Raw genomic sequence first — 15329 nt, 5'->3', positions numbered from 1 at the left:
GCTGTCAAGTTCCACGCACTGGCGAAGTCGTCGAAACCAAAGGCGGCAATCACAAAACGCTGCAGGAATGGAAAGGACAACACGGCTCCCTGTTCGAAAACAACGTGTCACGTGCGTTGGAGTGGATGAAGCCTCATGCGTAGGTGAGGGCTTTTTCTTCCAGCAGTTCCTCATACAAGGACGCCCATTTGCGACCCATTTCGTCCGCGGTGAACAGATTTTGATAGCGGGCCTGCGCCTTCTCGCCCATTTTCGCCGCCAGCACCGGGTTTTCCCAAAGCGTACGCATCGCCTCACGAAACGCCGATGGATTGCTCGGCGGCACCACGAGTCCGGTCTTGTTATGGATGTTGATGTAACTGGTGCCGGTGCCAATCTCACTGGAGATCATCGGTTTGCCATACATCGCGCCTTCCAGCAGCGAAATGCCGAATGCTTCGGAGCGCAGGTGCGATGGGAACACGATGGCGTAGCTCAGTTGCAACAGCGCCACTTTGTCCTCGTCCCCCAGACGCCCGAGGAAGTGAACATTGCGTAAACCCAAGGCAGCCGCCTGGGCATGCAGTTCTACTTCCAGTGGGCCGGCACCGACAATCACCGTCGGGTAATCCAGGTCCTTCAGGGCGTCGAGCAGGATGTGCAAACCTTTGTAGTAGCGCATCACACCGACAAACAGAAAAAACTTGTCGCCGAGTTTTTGTCGCCAGTGGGCCGTTCGATCACTGTCAGGCTGTGGGTAACCTGCCTTGTTCAGTCCATAGGGAATCACTCGGGTCTTGTCCTGAAACTGTTGCAGCACATCACTGGTGTGCAGGTAATTGGGTGATGCTGCGACGATCCGGTCGGCGCTGTGCAGAAAGCGATTCATCAGCGGCCGGTAAAGTTTGAGCAGCTGTTTCTGGCGGATAATGTCCGAGTGGTACGTCACCACGCTGGGTTTGTTCAGGCCGCTGGTGAAATGTACCAGGTCCATGAACGGCCATGGAAAGTGGTAATTGACCACGTCGGCCTCGGCTGCCAGCTCGCGAAACTGTTTGAAGACGCTCCAGGAAAACCCGGTGGAGGCGAACTGAATGTCGAGCCTGGCTCGATGGACTTCATGTTGGGCGATCTGCATCACCGGCGGTGTCGGATCGGCACTGAGTGTCAGCACCTTGCCTTCAACGCCGTGCAGGGCACCGCTTTCGCACAACTGGAAAATCACTTGTTCGATCCCGCCGACCGAGTCAGGCAGGTACGTCTTGAAAAAATGAAGAACTCGCATTCAACCTCCCATTGCCTGGCGGTAAGCGCTGGCCGTGACTTGCGCGCAGCGTTCCCAGGTAAAAAGCCTTGCCTGTAGCAATCCGGCTTCTCGGCATGCCTGCCAATGCACTAGATCTTCGATCAGACGACTCATTGCATCGCGCAAGCCGTCGGTTTCATCCGGTTCAACATAGTTGCCCGCAGAGCCCGCCACTTCGGGCATGGCCGAACGTCTGGTCAGAATGACCGGCGTGCCGCAGGCCATGGCCTCCAGCACCGGCAGGCCAAAACCTTCGTAAAGCGACGGAAAAATCAATGCCCGGGCACCGGCCAACAGCTGCGCAACGTGCTCGTCAGGCAGATAGCCGAGCAAACAGACATGACCGCAGGCCAGGGCCTGGTGCAATTCTTCGCTGAATTGCTCGCGCTGCCAGCCGGCCATACCGACGATCAGCAATGGAAAACGCTGACGGACTGATTCCGGCAATCGGGCATGGGCGCGCAGGGCGAGGGACAGATTCTTGCGCGGTTCCAGGGTACCGACACAGAGGAAGTATTCCCGTGCTTCGACGCCATGGGTCTTGAGTACGGCGTCGATAGCCTCAGGGGACCGCGGGTGAAAACGCGCGGCTACACCCAGCGGTGCGACGACAAATCGCTCGGCCGGTAATCCGAAATGCGCCTGGGCTTCGTCAGCAATGTATTGCGAGACGGTAAGAATCAGGCTTGCCTGTCGCACGCCGTCGGCCACGCGCCGTTCAATTTCTCGCAAGCGCGCCGGTGGCTGCGTTTGCGGATAGTGCAGGTGAGTCAGGTCATGCAGGGTGATGACGGTCGGGCCGTCGAACGACAGCGGCCACAAACTTGGTTCGTGGTAAAGGTCGATGGCTTGCCCGCGGCCTTGATCGAAGCGTTTCTGCTCCAGCCACCGTCGGGCCTGATAGGCCCCCGGAATCTGCCGCAGCAATGGCGTCAGTCGGGAATAACCGGGCATGGCCGCTTCAGGCAGCACAGCACTCCAGCCCCAGCCATGAAACAGCGCCAGTTCAATATCCGGCTCACCTGCCAGGGCGTTCGCCAGTTCGGCAACGTAGTGGCCGATGCCGGTGCGCGGGGCCTGGAGGATGCGGGCGTTAAGGGCAATGCGCATGCTGACTCTCAGGCACCTTCGCATCGCTGTGCAGGTTGCGCTGGATGCGTCCGACCAGTTGCGCACTCGCCTCGCGCCAGCTCAGCCAACGCCAGTTATCCAGGTTGAGGGGGGCGGGAAATGCGCCGCCGCTTTCCATGTCGGTGACCAGGTCGGCCAGGTTCTGCGGGGCGGCGAGGTCGAAATACGCCATGTACTCGCCACCGATTTCGCGGAACACCGGGATGTCGCTGGCCATGGCCGGCAGGCCTCGCTGCATGGCTTCCACCAGCGGCAAACCGAACCCTTCGACGTAGGAGGGGAACACCAGCGATGTCGCGTGGGAATAGGCGTGTTCCAGGCTCTTGTCCGAGAGTGTGTTGAACATGAACAAGCGCTGGTTCAATTGTGGATGCTGGCGGATACGCTCGATCAGCGCCTCGCACTTCCAGCCAATCTTGCCGACGATGCACAACCGGGCTTTGGATCCGGCCGCCCAGGCGCGCTCGAACGCGTCCAGCAGATACGCATGGTTCTTGCGCGGCTCGATGGTGCTGACCATCAGAAACACAGGGTCCGGCGTCTTGAACATCTGCAGCAGCCCCGGGTCGACGGCGGACCGGGCATCGGTCAGGTCGAGTTCGGAGCCGAGGTGAAAGTAGTCGAACCAGCGTTGCTGCACCTGCGTGGAGCCGATCCTGCGGGTCATCTCCTGGCGAACCTGGTCGCGGATGGTGGTCGAGATCGCCACATAACCATCGGCGGTGCGGGCTATCCAGTCGAACCATTCGTTGAACACCTTCACCAATCCTGCGTCGCAGAACTGCGGGTGGGTCAGGGGAATCAGGTCGTAGATGACCGAAATGATGCCGACCCCGTCACGCTTGAGTTGCTCGGCCAGAGGGAAGAAGTTGGCGTGCCAGGACGAATCCAGCAGCACCAGTTGATCGCCGGCGCGATGCTGCAACGGCACGCAGCGCTCGGGAACCTTCTGGCCCTTGAGTGCCCGATCGAGCAGGCGCATCGGCAGGCTCAGGCAGGCGAACGCGGTGAGGCGACAACCGACATAAAGCACCCGGCGGGCGAACTTCGATGTGCTGAAAGGACGGCGCCGCTCCAGTGCGCGATGGCGCAGCCAGTACAGATTGGCGAACTGTTCCAGCTTCACCCGCAGGCTCACCAGGTCCACTTTGACGGTCGGCAAGGGCGCCAGGCTTTTCACCTCGAACAACGCGCCATTGAGCATCACCACCGGAATGCATTCACGCTGGGTGTCTGCGGCCGGCAATTGCTGAATAACATTACGAACGACCCGTTGAATGCCCGAGTTGGCATCCGGGTGTTCGAAGACGTAGGTACATTCCACCAACAGTCTGGTCATCGTGTTTCCCCAATGGATTCCACCCGACTCTCACTGGAACGGGTCACGCTTGTCTGTGCTTCGAGCCAGGAGCAGCCCACGAAGTCTTCCTGGCGATTGTTGATCACGTGGAAGACCAGCCCGTAGTCACGCCATTCGAAATTGCGATCCAGGTGCGAATCCAGCCGCGACAGGCTCAGGGCCACCGAATAATTGCCCTTGCCCAGGCGCATGTCGAAGGCAAAACGGTAGGTGATGCGTTCGCCGGCACTCAGGTCGGTGAGGGCTTTGTCGACCCGGTGGGTATTGATGCCGTACATGGGCTGCCCGAGGCGATCCTTGATCATGAAACCGAGAATCAGCCGTTCGATGTCTTGGCGTACCTCGACCTGCACTTCCAGGACCATCGCCTGACCGACTTCAGCCACCTCCACCGAACGGCCCTTGGGGTCAAGCAGGCGGACACTGAGAATGCCCGCTTCGCCTGTCCCGGAAATGGTTTGCACCTGCCCGTTGGCGAGCATTTCCTGGCGCACCGTCTGGCCCTCGCGCTGGGCGAGCATGGCGTTGTAGTAGTCCATCACTTCTTCGGGCTTGCCGCGCATGGCCATGCGCCCGTTTTCCAGGAGGATGGCGGTGTCGCAGATCGACTGGATCGCCGAGCGGTCATGGGACACGATCAGCAACGTGGTGCCGGCCTTGCGGAAGTTGCGGATGCGATCAAAGCTTTTGTGCTGGAAGTAGGCGTCACCTACGGACAGCGCTTCATCGACGATCAGGATGTCGGGCCGCCTCGCGGTGGCCACGCTGAACGCCAGGCGCATCTGCATGCCGCTGGAATAGGTGCGAACCGGATGGTCGATGGCCTCGCCGATTTCGGCGAAGCTCTCGATCTGCGGCATCAGTGCTTCGATTTCTTCTACCTGCATGCCGAGCAACTGCCCGGCCATGAAGGTGTTCTGCCGACCGGTGAAGTCCGGGTGGAAGCCCATGCCAAGCTCCAGCAGCGCTGCCACGCGACCTTGCAGCCGGATGTCGCCGCAGGTGGGCTGGGTGGTGCCGGTGATCATCTTCAACAGCGTGCTTTTGCCGGCTCCGTTGACCCCGACGATGCCCACGGCTTCGCCCGGCTGAATCTCGAAATCGACCCCTTGCAGCACCCAGTGCAGTTGATGTCGGGTGCGGGAAAACGGTACCAGCCATTCGAACAGCCGGCTCCAGCGATTCGGGTACTGCTTGTAGGCCTTGCCCAGGCCACTGACACGTATATGTCCCATCAGAGCTCGTCCACCATTTCACCGACACGCTGGCGGAACAGCCGCAGCGCCATCCCACAGAACAACAGGCCGATCACCAGCAACGGCACCAGCGAGTTCCAGTCTGGCCATTGGTTGTAGAGAAACAGGTTCTGGTAGCTGTTCATCAGCGCCGTCATCGGGTTCAGCTCGATAAAGCGCTGGATACCCGGCGGCAGGATCGACAACGGATAAACGATCGGCGTCAGCCAGAACCAGAACTGCAGGCAGATGCCGAAAAACTGCCCGACGTCGCGAAAGAACACATTGAGTACGCCCAGAATCATCCCCAGCCCCGCGGCGAAGATCACTTGCAGGACCAGCAACGGCAACAGCGCCAGCAACGCCAAGCCGGGCAGCCGCCCGCTGATCAGCAGGAAACCGAGGAACAACCCCAGGATGATCGCGAAGTTGATCCCGGCATTGAGCAGCACGATGACTGGCAGGCAGATGCGCGGGAAGCTGATTTTCTTCAGCAGGTTGGCGTTTTCCAGGAACATGCTCTGGCTGCGCGTCGTGATCTCGGCGAACAGGCCCCAGGTCAGCAGGCCGGCGCACAGGTAGACGCTGTAGGCCAGCCCGTCATCCACGCCCGGCAAGCGGGCGCGCATGATGGTGGAGAAGATCACTGTGTAGACCAGGATCATCGACAGCGGATTGAGTACGGTCCACAAGGCACCGAACAGCGAGTTGCGATAACGCGCCTGAAACTCCCGTTTGACACTGCCGAAGATGAAACCCCGGTAACTCCACAGCGATTGATAAAGATTGCGCAGCATTCAAACCGTCCTGCCGTATTGATCTTCGAAGCGGACGATGTCGTCCTCTCCCAGGTATTCGCCGCTTTGCACTTCGATGATCACAAGGTCTATCACGCCAGGATTCTCCAGGCGATGCTTGTGACCGGCGGCAATGAAGGTCGACTCGTTCTTGGCCACCAGATGAGTGCCGGTGCCATTGTTGGTGACCTTGGCCATGCCTTCGACCACCACCCAGTGTTCATTGCGATGGTGGTGCATCTGCAGCGACAACTTGGCGCCGGGCTTGACCACGATGCGTTTGATCTTGAAGCGTGGGCCTTCCTCCAGCACGGTGTAGGTGCCCCATGGCCGGCTGACCGTACGGTGCAGGCGATAGGCTTCGTGCTCTTTATCCTTGAGTTGCCTGGCCACCCGGCGCACATCCTGGGCGCGGTCGGCGTGGGCCACCAGCACCGCGTCGGCGGTGTCGACGATGATCAGGTTATCCACACCCACGGTCGCGACCAGACGGTTTTCGCTCTGGACGAAATTGTTGTGGCTGTCGATGAAAATCGACTCGCCAACGGCGCGGTTGTTTTGTGCATCCGCCGGTACCAGCGCGGCCACCGCCCCCCAGGAGCCGATGTCGCTCCAGTCGAAACGGGCCGGCACGACGACCACCTTGTCGGAGCGTTCCATCAACGCGTAGTCGATGGAAATATCCATGATTTCGCCAAACAGGGCCGGCGACAGTTCCTGTTGCAGGCTCCCCGCGTTTTCCACCGCAGCGCTAGCGGCCATGCAGGTCTGCGTCTGCTCCAGCAGGGCGGGAGCATGGATTTGCAGTTCGGCCAGCAGGCTGGCGACCGAGAAGCAGAACATCCCGGAGTTCCACAGGAAGTTGCCGCTTTCCAGGTAATGAGTCGCGGTTTGCAGGTCGGGTTTTTCGACGAAGCGCCGCACGCTCGCCGCGCCTTTATCGTCCAGCGATGTGCCGGCTTCAATGTAGCCAAAACCGGTTTCCGGAGCGGTCGGCACGACACCGAAGGTCACCAGGTGACCGCGCCTGGCCAATGTCACGGCATGCTCGACAGCGTCCTTCAGTGCGTCGACATTGACGATCAGGTGGTCGGCGGGCATGACCAGCATGATCGCGTCGTCACCATGCAGGGCCTGCAGGGAGAGGGCGGCGGCGGCAATGGCCGGTGCCGTATTGCGCCCCGTCGGCTCCAGCAGGAAGTGCCCGCGATGACGGCCCAGGTGCGCGTCCCGAAAGTGATCCTTGCTCTGGAAGTAGTACTCGCGGTTGGTCACCGTGACGATATCGCCCCAGCCGTCGAGCAGGTCCGCGGCACGCCGATAGGTCTTGCCCAGCAGCGACTGGCCGTCAGGCAAGGCCATGAACTGTTTGGGATGGCCTTCACGCGACACCGGCCACAACCTGGTCCCGGCACCGCCGGAAAGAATCACGGGAATCAGCATGGCCTACTCCTTGGCGACGCGTTTCATGTCCGCATCCATCATCATGCGGATCAAGGTATCCAGATCGGCTTTTGGTTTCCAGCCTAGCACACGCTGGGCCTTGGCCGGGTTGCCGAGCAGCACTTCGACTTCGGCCGGGCGGAAGAACGCCGGGTCGATCTTCACGTAATCGCGGTAGTTCAGGCCCACATGATCGAAGGCGATCCGGCACATCTCGCGCACGGTGGTGGTGACGCCGGTGGCCACCACGAAGTCGTCGGGTTTGTCCTGTTGCAGCATCAGCCACATGGCTTCGACGTAGTCCCCGGCAAAGCCCCAGTCGCGCTTGGCGTCGATGTTGCCCAGGCGCAACTCCTGCGGCTTGCCCTGCTTGATGCGGGCGGCGGCGTCGGTGACTTTGCGCGTCACGAACTCGATGCCGCGCAGCGGTGATTCATGGTTGAACAGAATGCCGCTGCTGGCGTGCAGGTTGAAGCTTTCGCGGTAGTTCACGGTGATCCAGTGGCCGTACAACTTGGCCACGCCATAAGGGCTGCGCGGATAGAAGGGTGTGTTCTCGTCCTGCTGCTCGGCCTGGATCAGGCCGAACATTTCGCTGGTGGACGCCTGGTAGAAACGCGTATGCGGGCTGAACTGACGGATCGCTTCGAGCAGGTGGGTAACGCCCAGGCCGTCGACGATGCCAGTGGTCACCGGTTGATCCCAGGAGGCCGCGACAAAACTTTGCGCGGCGAGGTTGTAGACCTCGTCTGGCGCCGACTTGATCACCGCGCGCTGCACTGAACAGGCATCGGCCATGTCGCCGTCCAGGTAGACGATGTCCGCCTCGATCCCCATCTCACGCAGACGCCAGCGTGAGTCACTGCTGCGACGCGCCACCAGGCCGTGGACTTTGTAGCCCTTGTCGAGCAACAGTTTGGCCAGATATGCGCCATCCTGGCCGGTGATACCTGTGATCAATGCACTTTTAGTCATTCTTGTCGTACTCGCTTCTCCCAGTCGGACAGGATCGCCCGCAGGGATTGTTGTATTGTGATTTCAGACTTCCATTCGGTGGTTTGGGTCAGCCTGGCAGGGCTGCCACACACACGATGCTGATCCGCGCGGCGAAGTCGCGCAGGGTCCTGGACCAGTTGCAGGTCGACCTGGGCAAGATCTACCAGTTGTTCGATCAAACTGCGAATGCTCTGCTCGCGTCCCGAGCAAATGTTGTAGACCTGCCCCGGCGTACCTTTCTCCAGCAATGCCAGGTAGGCCGAGACCACGTCCCCGACATCAAGGAAGTCGCGCGTGACGTCGATGTCCCCGACCTCCAGTTGTGGCCCTTGCAGGCCTTGCTTGATCCGGCAGATCTGACGTGCGGCGCTGGCGATGACGAAGCAGTCTTTCTGCCCGGTTCCGATGTGGTTGAACGGGCGGGCGACCAGTACGGGCCAGTCTTCGCTCAGGCCCCATTGCAGGCTCAGGAACTCTGCCGACAGTTTGCTCACGGCGTATGGGTTGCGCGGGCAGGGTGGCTGCAATTCAGTGATTGGCAAATCGGCTTCAGTGACCTGGCCATAGACATCGCCGGAGCTGACGTACAGAAACGTGCCGGTGAATCCGCGCGCCTTGAGGGCTTGCAGCAGGTTCAGGGTGCCCAGCAGATTGATGTTCAGGGTGCGCGCCGGATCACGAAAGGCCTCCGGAACGAACGTCTGGCCCGCCAGGTGAATCACTGCATCGGGCATTTCCGGCCACAAGCCTTCGAGGCTCTCCGGTACACCGAGATCGTATTGGCAAGGCACTGGCAGAAGCGCCCATTCCGAGGCATCAGCCTGCATGCGCGATTGGATGTGTTGTCCTACGAATCCAGTCAGACCCGTGACAAACAGACGCTTTTTCAAACAGCGACCCCTTGGTCATACATTTCATCCATTCCAACAGAATTAATGGAGGGGTCTCGCGAATCAACAGGATCGCTCGCAAAGACAGGTGAAATGTTTTGTTGTAGTTGTTTGGTAGCCAATTTGTGCCATTTGTTCGGCAATTTCAACAAGTCCAACCGTGACTGATCAGTTCTCGTCAGCGTGGCCCGATTTATTCTCGCCGGGCGGTTCACGAACCCTCGATGGATGTGTTTAGAATGCCCCTCGTCACGATGATCCACGGTTCGGCAGCGTCGCTTCGAAACTGCGAGAAACTGACCACTAAAACAAGAACGAAGACGGGCAGCAAGACAATGGACGAGCGCCAGTGAACACTGACTCGAACCCTGTCCTCCCCGTCATAGCGTGAGGCTGCCGGAATGGCGGCGTCACCGTGGAGTGCCATGAATTTTATTCTTTACTCCGACGTCAACGACAGCTCCATCAGCCAGAGCCTCGGTCGTCCCGAATACAGTTACTACTTCGTACTCAAGGCGTATCGACCGCTCTTTGAAAGCCTCGGGCCGGTGCATGTGGTGTCATCGGCCGCGGAGGTCGATCCGCTGTATCGGCAGTTGCAGCAGGCCGGTCAGGACTGCTTGTTCATTTCGTTCGCGCCACCGCACAAGACTCCCACCGACTTGCAATGCCCGATGGTGTGCGTGGTCGCCTGGGAATTCGACACCATTCCCGCCGAGCACTGGGATAACGATCCGGGTCAAGACTGGAGCCAGACACTGGCACGTCTGGGGCGGGTGATCACCTTGTCCACCCACACCGCCGAGGCCATCCGCCGGACCTTGGGCGAGGACTTCCCGGTGCTGGTGCTGCCGACGCCTTTGTGGGAACGTTTCGCCGACATTCGCCAGCAATATCCCGGTACACCGGTGAGCGCGGGTGCCACACTTCAGATCAAGGGTTGCATCCTGGACAGTCGCTCGATGGGGTTGTCCGCCGATGGCTTGATCGCACCGCTCATCGAGCAACCGCCGCAGGAAATCGTCGAACCCGAACCTGAACCTGAACCTGAACCTGAACCTTCGGTGCCGCCGTTGACCCTGCGTCGACGCCTCTTCATTACCAGACATTACCTGCTGTTGTGGTATCGCGAAGCCGTTCGTGATCTGGTGCCGGATGCCGTTCGCCCATGGCTGGCCAGATTTCGGACGCCTCAACCGTTGCCGGTTGAACCCGCAGTCAGTGAAGCGCCCGTGGCGGATGAACCTGCCATCAGCGAAGTCCCTGTGGCGGATGAACCTGTCGTCAGCGAAGCCTCCGCGCAGGACGAGCATCCACAAGCGGCTTTCCCCGACACCAGCCAAACGGTCGAAATCGAGGTCGATGGCGTCATCTACGTGAGCGTGTTCAACCCTGATGATGGTCGCAAGAACTGGCACCACCTGATCACGGCGTTCTGCTGGGCGCTGCGTGATGTGGAAGACGCCACGCTCGTGTTGAAGATGACCCAGAACGACCTGTCGACCTATTACGTCGAACTCATCACCTTGCTGTCCCAGCTCTCGCCCTTCGCCTGTCGCGTGGTGGTCATGCACGGTTATCTGCAGGACGAGCAGTTCGCCCGGCTCTATGGCGCGGCGAGTTACTACGTCAACGCTTCACGCTGCGAAGGCCTGTGCCTGCCACTGATGGAGTTCATGTCCTGTGCCCGGCCGGTCATCGCCCCGAATCACACGGCGATGCGCGACTACATCGACGAGCGTGTGGCCTTCGTCGTCAAGTCCAGCCAGGAGCCGACGATCTGGCCGGAAGACGCGCGCATCCTGTACCGCACCTTGCGCCACCGCCCGGACTGGGGTTCGTTGAAAATAGCTTATGAGAACAGCTACGCGATGGCAAAGAACCAGCCGGACGCCTGGCAGGTCATGGCGGACGCGGCCAGCGAACGCATGCACCAGTACTGCAGGTTCGCGCCAGTGCAGCAGCGACTGGCGCTGTTCTTCAAACAGGAACCTGTCCGTGACGTCGTGCCGGTGGTTGCCGAAACGGGGGCTGCATCGTGCTGATCATCATTCATTCGGAAACCAACAAGAGCAACATCCAGCAGAACCTCGGACGGCCCGAGTACAGCTATTACTTCGTCCTCAAGGAGTTCCGCCCGGTACTCGAACGGCTGGGGCAGGTGATCGAGGTCAGCAACCCGGACGAGTTGGTCGATCGGCTGTATTTCGATTGCCTGAGCCGGGGCGAAGACTGTGTGTTCCTGTCCTTTTCTCCGCCGCATCGCACGCCGGTCCACTACGCGTGCCCGACGATTCCGGTGTTCGCCTGGGAGTTCAGCACCATTCCCACCGAGAGCTGGCAGGGCGAACCACGGCATGACTGGCGGACGGTGTTGGGCTTCAGCGGGACGGCGATCACCCACTCCAGTTTTACCGTGAATGCCGTACACGATGTGATGGGCCCCGATTACCCGATCAGCGCGATTGCGGCGCCTGTCTGGGACCGTTTTGCCGCCCGTGGCGAGCTCCTGGACAAGCGTCCGGTCGTGGGCCCCACGCGTCTGAACCTGCGTGGGCTGTTGATCGACAGTCGCACCGCGGACTTGCGCCCCTACGGCCCCGAACGCTTGCGCGAGGGCACGCCGATCGCCTTCGACCAACCGCCGCGCGACTGCGAGCTGTTGCTCGAGGGCGTGGTCTACACCTCGGTGTTCAATCCCTACGACGGGCGCAAGAACTGGAAGGACATGATCAGTGCGTTCTGCACCGCCTTTCGCGACACGCCCGACGCGACCCTGGTGCTCAAGCTCACGCACCATGACATCGGCAACGCGCTGAACGACATGCTGCACCACGTCTACAAGAATCAGTCCTATCAGTGCCGCATCGTGCTGGTCTACGGCTATCTGTCCGACATCGACTATGAGCGCCTGGTCGAGGCCACCAGTTACGTCGTCAACTGCTCCTACGGCGAAGGGCAATGCCTGCCGTTGATGGAGTTCATGTCCTGCGGCAAGCCGGCGATTGCGCCGCTGAACACCGCCATGGCCGACTACATCGACCGTGACAACGCGTTTATCGTCGACAGTACCGACGAACTGACATCCTGGCCCCACGATCCTCGCGCAGCGTATCGTACCCTGCGTTACGTCACGGATTGGGACTCGCTGTGTACGGCTTTTTCCGCCAGCCATGACGTCGCCAGACAGGACGTCGAGCGCTATCAACGGATGTCGGCCCATGCCGTGGGCAGCCTGCAGGGATTCTGCAGCCAGGCCGTTGCCGAGCAGCGCCTGAAGGTGGTGTTCGAGCAGTTGCTGGAACGGCGTGAAGCAAACTGCGCACAAGCGTCGGGCACATGATTCGGCGCCTGCTTGCGAAGTTGCGGCCCGCACCGGTAGAGGTCGCCCAACCAGAAACGCGGGTATCGCCCAGGGATATCGGTTTGTACGACGCCCTGCTCGACGGCTGGTTTCTCGGCGACAGCGGCGAATTGCTCAAAGGGTTTGCCATTACCGCCGACGACACCTTGCTGGATGTTGGCTGCGGCGAAGGGGTCGCGACCTTGTTTGCGGTGCGTCAAGGCGCTTCGGTGATCTTCACCGACAGTGAGTACGACAAGGTCCGCGAGCTGGCGCGGCAAGTGCAAGCGCAGTCGGATAAAGCGAATCTCGGTCTGGTCAGCAACAGCCTGCCGCTGCCTCTGGCCGATGGTTGCGCGAGCAAAGTCGTGTGCATGGAAGTGCTCGAACACATCGATCAGCCAGAACCCTTCATGGCGGAACTCGTGCGCATGGGCCGCCCCGGCGCGCTGTACCTGCTGAGCGTGCCATCCCCGGTGGGCGAGCATTTGCAGAAAGGCATCGCCCCGGCCAGCTATTTTCAGTCGCCCAATCACGTGCAGATTTTCAGCTCCGAGCGATTCGCCGCGCTGGTGGAAGACGCTGGCCTGGTCATCGAGCATCGCCAGGCATCCGGGTTTTTCTGGGTCATGGGCATGATTTTTTTCTGGGCCAGTGAGCGGGCCGCCGGGCGCGATCTGGGCGGTGCAGTTCGCGACCGGATTCAGGCGCCGTATCCGCCGCTGATGGAGAGCTGGGCGAAAACCTGGCAGGACTTGTTGGCCCAGCCCAATGGGTTGGCGATCAAGCAGATGCTGGATCAGTTCATGCCCAAGAGCCAGGTGATCATTGCTCGCAAACCTCATGTCCAGGAGGGCGCATGAGCAACGAAAAACGGATCATGGACATCGAGTTGCTGCGCGGCATTGCGGTGCTTGGCGTGCTGTTTCATCACCTGCAGGACAGCTTGTTCGCGGCGGCTGTGCCATTGCTGCAGACCATCACGCTGTACAGCCAGCCGTGGTGGGGCGTGGATCTGTTTTTCGCGATCTCGGGCTTCGTCATTGCCCGCAGCCTGATCCCGGCCTTGCGCCGTTGCACAACGCGTCAGGAGTATTGGCAACAGACGCGCAATTTCTGGTTGCGCCGGGCCTTTCGTTTACTGCCGTCGGCCTGGTTATGGCTGGCGCTGATGTTGCTGGCATGCCTTTTTCTCAATCGCTCCGGCGCGTTCGGCACCCTGCACGCGAACATTCAGGCGACCCTGGCCGGCGTCGCCCAGTACGCCAATTTCCGCTTTGCCGACAGTTTTTATCGCTACGAGTACGGCACCAGTTTCGTGTACTGGAGCCTGTCGCTGGAGGAGCAGTTCTACCTGCTGTTTCCGCTGATGATCGTGTTGTTTCGCAAGCACCTGGTGTGGGCGTTGCTGGCGCTGGTTGCGCTGCAATTGTTCACCTTGCGCACGCCGATCCTGATGGTGGTACGCACCGACGCGCTGGCTCTTGGCGTGTTGTTGGCGATGTGGAGCGTACAGCCTTCGTACCGGCGCTGGGAGCCGACCTTCCTGCGTCGCCCCTGGGCCGGCCTGTCGGCACTGGTCGGAATTGCACTGGTGCTCGGTTTCATGGCGACGGACCGTTTCACCTTTACCCATTACCGAATCGGTGTGATTGCGCTGTTGTGTGCGCTGCTGGTGTGGATCGCGTCCTACAACCGCGATTACCTGATGCCCAAGGGAATGTTCAAGAACCTGATGACCTGGGTCGGCAGCCGCTCCTACGGGATCTACCTGATCCACATCCCGGCCTACCTGTTGGTCCGCGAATTCACCTTCCGCTTGCAGGAAGCCAACCTGCCGAACCCGGCGGGTCATCCAGTACCGACGTTGCTCATTGCATTCGGCTTGATCGTCCTGTTGAGCGAACTCAACTACCGCTTCATCGAAATGCCCATGCGCCAACGCGGTGCCTCGCTGGTACAACGCCTGACCCCGTCCCGTATTGCCGTCTCATCCTCTGGAGCCACCTCATGCTGAGCCTTTTGAAGAAACTCACGGCGGGCACGCCCGCGCCTGTGCAGCCAGAGACACCGCCCGCGGCGCCAGTGGCGGAGAAAGTCGACCCCTACATGCTCGGCCTGCACGATGCGATGCTCAGCGGCTGGTTCAATCAGCAAACCGGCGAACTGTTCACCGGATTCCCGGTGACCCCCGAGGACACACTGCTGGATGTCGGCTGTGGCGACGGCGGCAACGTGCATTTCTGCGGGATGCGCGGGGCGAAGATCATCATCGCCGATATCGACGCGGCCAAGGTCGAAGCGACCCGCCAGCGCCTGGGCGATACACCGGCCCGCGACGTCGAATGCCATGTCACCGACTGCAACCCGCTGCCGATAGCCGATGCGACCGCCACGCGGGTGGTGTCGACCGAAGTCATCGAACACGTGGACGATCCGGCGCAGTTCCTCGCTGAACTGGTGCGCGTCGGCAAACCGGGCGCGTTGTATCTGCTCAGCGTCCCGCATCCCAGCTCCGAAGACCTGCAGAAAGATATCGCGGCGGCCGAGTATTTCCAGAAGCCCAACCACATCCGCATCATCAGCGAGGAGCAGTTCAAGGCCATGGTCAGCGATGCCGGCCTGGAAGTGATCAGCCACAGCCAGTACGGATTCTACTGGTCGATGTGGATGCTGTTGTTCTGGGAAGCCAAGGTCGATTTCAGCAACCCGGACCATCCGTTGCTCAACCACTGGGCGGATACCTGGCAGGCGATCCTGGCTTCGCCACGGGGCACGCAGATCAAGCAGGCGCTGGATGCGGTGGTGGCGAAAAGTCAGGTGATCATTGCGCGCAAACCCTGATTAGT

13 protein-coding genes and 1 pseudogene are annotated in these 15329 nt (G+C 60.6%); 6 read left to right on the top strand and 8 right to left on the bottom strand.

The annotated features are described in order from the left end of the window. Positions 1–11: 11 nt before the first annotated feature. Positions 12–143 (top strand): annotated as a pseudogene (locus tag AC3ITY_RS23870) (hypothetical protein); the annotation flags it as partial. Here the strand turns inward: AC3ITY_RS23870 and AC3ITY_RS23865 are convergent. Genes AC3ITY_RS23865 through AC3ITY_RS23830 form a run of 8 tightly spaced genes read right to left on the bottom strand, consistent with a single transcriptional unit; the run spans position 134 to position 9137 of the window. After that, a complete protein-coding gene (locus AC3ITY_RS23865; protein WP_489305350.1) occupies positions 134–1264 on the bottom strand; it encodes a glycosyltransferase family 4 protein in 1131 nt (376 codons plus the stop codon). The pseudogene AC3ITY_RS23870 and the gene AC3ITY_RS23865 overlap by 10 nt on opposite strands. Beyond that, positions 1265–2395, bottom strand: a complete 1131-nt coding sequence (locus AC3ITY_RS23860) for a glycosyltransferase family 4 protein (RefSeq protein ID WP_489305348.1) — start codon at positions 2393–2395, stop codon at positions 1265–1267. After that, positions 2379–3755 (bottom strand): glycosyltransferase family 4 protein, encoded by a 1377-nt coding sequence (locus tag AC3ITY_RS23855; RefSeq protein WP_489305347.1) that lies wholly within the window; start codon positions 3753–3755, stop codon positions 2379–2381. Before AC3ITY_RS23855 ends, AC3ITY_RS23860 begins: the two co-directional genes overlap by 17 nt. Then, complete coding sequence (locus AC3ITY_RS23850) at positions 3752–5011, bottom strand: ABC transporter ATP-binding protein (RefSeq protein WP_489305346.1); 1260 nt, start codon at positions 5009–5011, stop codon at positions 3752–3754. Before AC3ITY_RS23850 ends, AC3ITY_RS23855 begins: the two co-directional genes overlap by 4 nt. Beyond that, positions 5011–5808, bottom strand: a complete 798-nt coding sequence (locus AC3ITY_RS23845; protein WP_223454639.1) for an ABC transporter permease — start codon at positions 5806–5808, stop codon at positions 5011–5013. The genes AC3ITY_RS23850 and AC3ITY_RS23845 overlap by 1 nt, the downstream gene beginning before the upstream one ends. Further along, positions 5809–7251, bottom strand: a complete 1443-nt coding sequence (locus tag AC3ITY_RS23840) for a mannose-1-phosphate guanylyltransferase/mannose-6-phosphate isomerase (protein WP_489305345.1) — start codon at positions 7249–7251, stop codon at positions 5809–5811. A 3-nt stretch (positions 7252–7254) separates the two neighbouring features. Next, positions 7255–8226, bottom strand: a complete 972-nt coding sequence (gene gmd, locus AC3ITY_RS23835; RefSeq protein ID WP_489305343.1) for a GDP-mannose 4,6-dehydratase — start codon at positions 8224–8226, stop codon at positions 7255–7257. Next, positions 8223–9137 (bottom strand): GDP-mannose 4,6-dehydratase, encoded by a 915-nt coding sequence (locus AC3ITY_RS23830; protein ID WP_489305342.1) that lies wholly within the window; start codon positions 9135–9137, stop codon positions 8223–8225. Before AC3ITY_RS23830 ends, gmd begins: the two co-directional genes overlap by 4 nt. Positions 9138–9562: 425 nt before the next feature. Between AC3ITY_RS23830 and AC3ITY_RS23825 the strand changes: the two genes are divergently transcribed. Genes AC3ITY_RS23825 through AC3ITY_RS23805 form a run of 5 tightly spaced genes read left to right on the top strand, consistent with a single transcriptional unit; the run spans position 9563 to position 15324 of the window. After that, entirely contained in the window at positions 9563–11182 is a 1620-nt protein-coding gene (locus AC3ITY_RS23825; protein ID WP_489305341.1) for a glycosyltransferase, read from the top strand. After that, entirely contained in the window at positions 11176–12480 is a 1305-nt protein-coding gene (locus tag AC3ITY_RS23820; RefSeq protein WP_489305340.1) for a glycosyltransferase, read from the top strand. The genes AC3ITY_RS23825 and AC3ITY_RS23820 overlap by 7 nt, the downstream gene beginning before the upstream one ends. Continuing rightward, positions 12477–13343, top strand: coding sequence for a class I SAM-dependent methyltransferase (locus AC3ITY_RS23815; protein WP_489305338.1), 867 nt, complete (start codon positions 12477–12479; stop codon positions 13341–13343). Before AC3ITY_RS23820 ends, AC3ITY_RS23815 begins: the two co-directional genes overlap by 4 nt. Then, on the top strand, positions 13340–14497 hold the full coding sequence (locus tag AC3ITY_RS23810; RefSeq protein ID WP_489305337.1) for an acyltransferase family protein: 1158 nt from the start codon (positions 13340–13342) through the stop codon (positions 14495–14497). The genes AC3ITY_RS23815 and AC3ITY_RS23810 overlap by 4 nt, the downstream gene beginning before the upstream one ends. Next, entirely contained in the window at positions 14491–15324 is an 834-nt protein-coding gene (locus AC3ITY_RS23805) for a class I SAM-dependent methyltransferase (RefSeq protein WP_223454623.1), read from the top strand. Before AC3ITY_RS23810 ends, AC3ITY_RS23805 begins: the two co-directional genes overlap by 7 nt. Positions 15325–15329 lie beyond the last annotated feature (5 nt).

The sequence above is a fragment of the Pseudomonas sp. GL_091 genome, from assembly GCF_057837725.1.
This window is presented reverse-complemented; position numbering and strand designations above follow the sequence as displayed.

Bases quoted from the DNA above. Each gene is read 5' to 3' on its own strand.
- AC3ITY_RS23865 (WP_489305350.1), bottom strand. From the start codon at position 1,264: ATGCGAGTTCTTCATTTTTTCAAGACGTACCTGCCTGACTCGGTCGGC.
- AC3ITY_RS23860 (WP_489305348.1), bottom strand. From the start codon at position 2,395: ATGCGCATTGCCCTTAACGCCCGCATCCTCCAGGCCCCGCGCACCGGC.
- AC3ITY_RS23855 (WP_489305347.1), bottom strand. From the start codon at position 3,755: ATGACCAGACTGTTGGTGGAATGTACCTACGTCTTCGAACACCCGGAT.
- AC3ITY_RS23850 (WP_489305346.1), bottom strand. From the start codon at position 5,011: ATGGGACATATACGTGTCAGTGGCCTGGGCAAGGCCTACAAGCAGTAC.
- AC3ITY_RS23845 (WP_223454639.1), bottom strand. From the start codon at position 5,808: ATGCTGCGCAATCTTTATCAATCGCTGTGGAGTTACCGGGGTTTCATC.
- AC3ITY_RS23840 (WP_489305345.1), bottom strand. From the start codon at position 7,251: ATGCTGATTCCCGTGATTCTTTCCGGCGGTGCCGGGACCAGGTTGTGG.
- gmd (WP_489305343.1), bottom strand. From the start codon at position 8,226: ATGACTAAAAGTGCATTGATCACAGGTATCACCGGCCAGGATGGCGCA.
- AC3ITY_RS23825 (WP_489305341.1), top strand. From the start codon at position 9,563: ATGAATTTTATTCTTTACTCCGACGTCAACGACAGCTCCATCAGCCAG.
- AC3ITY_RS23815 (WP_489305338.1), top strand. From the start codon at position 12,477: ATGATTCGGCGCCTGCTTGCGAAGTTGCGGCCCGCACCGGTAGAGGTC.
- AC3ITY_RS23810 (WP_489305337.1), top strand. From the start codon at position 13,340: ATGAGCAACGAAAAACGGATCATGGACATCGAGTTGCTGCGCGGCATT.
- AC3ITY_RS23805 (WP_223454623.1), top strand. From the start codon at position 14,491: ATGCTGAGCCTTTTGAAGAAACTCACGGCGGGCACGCCCGCGCCTGTG.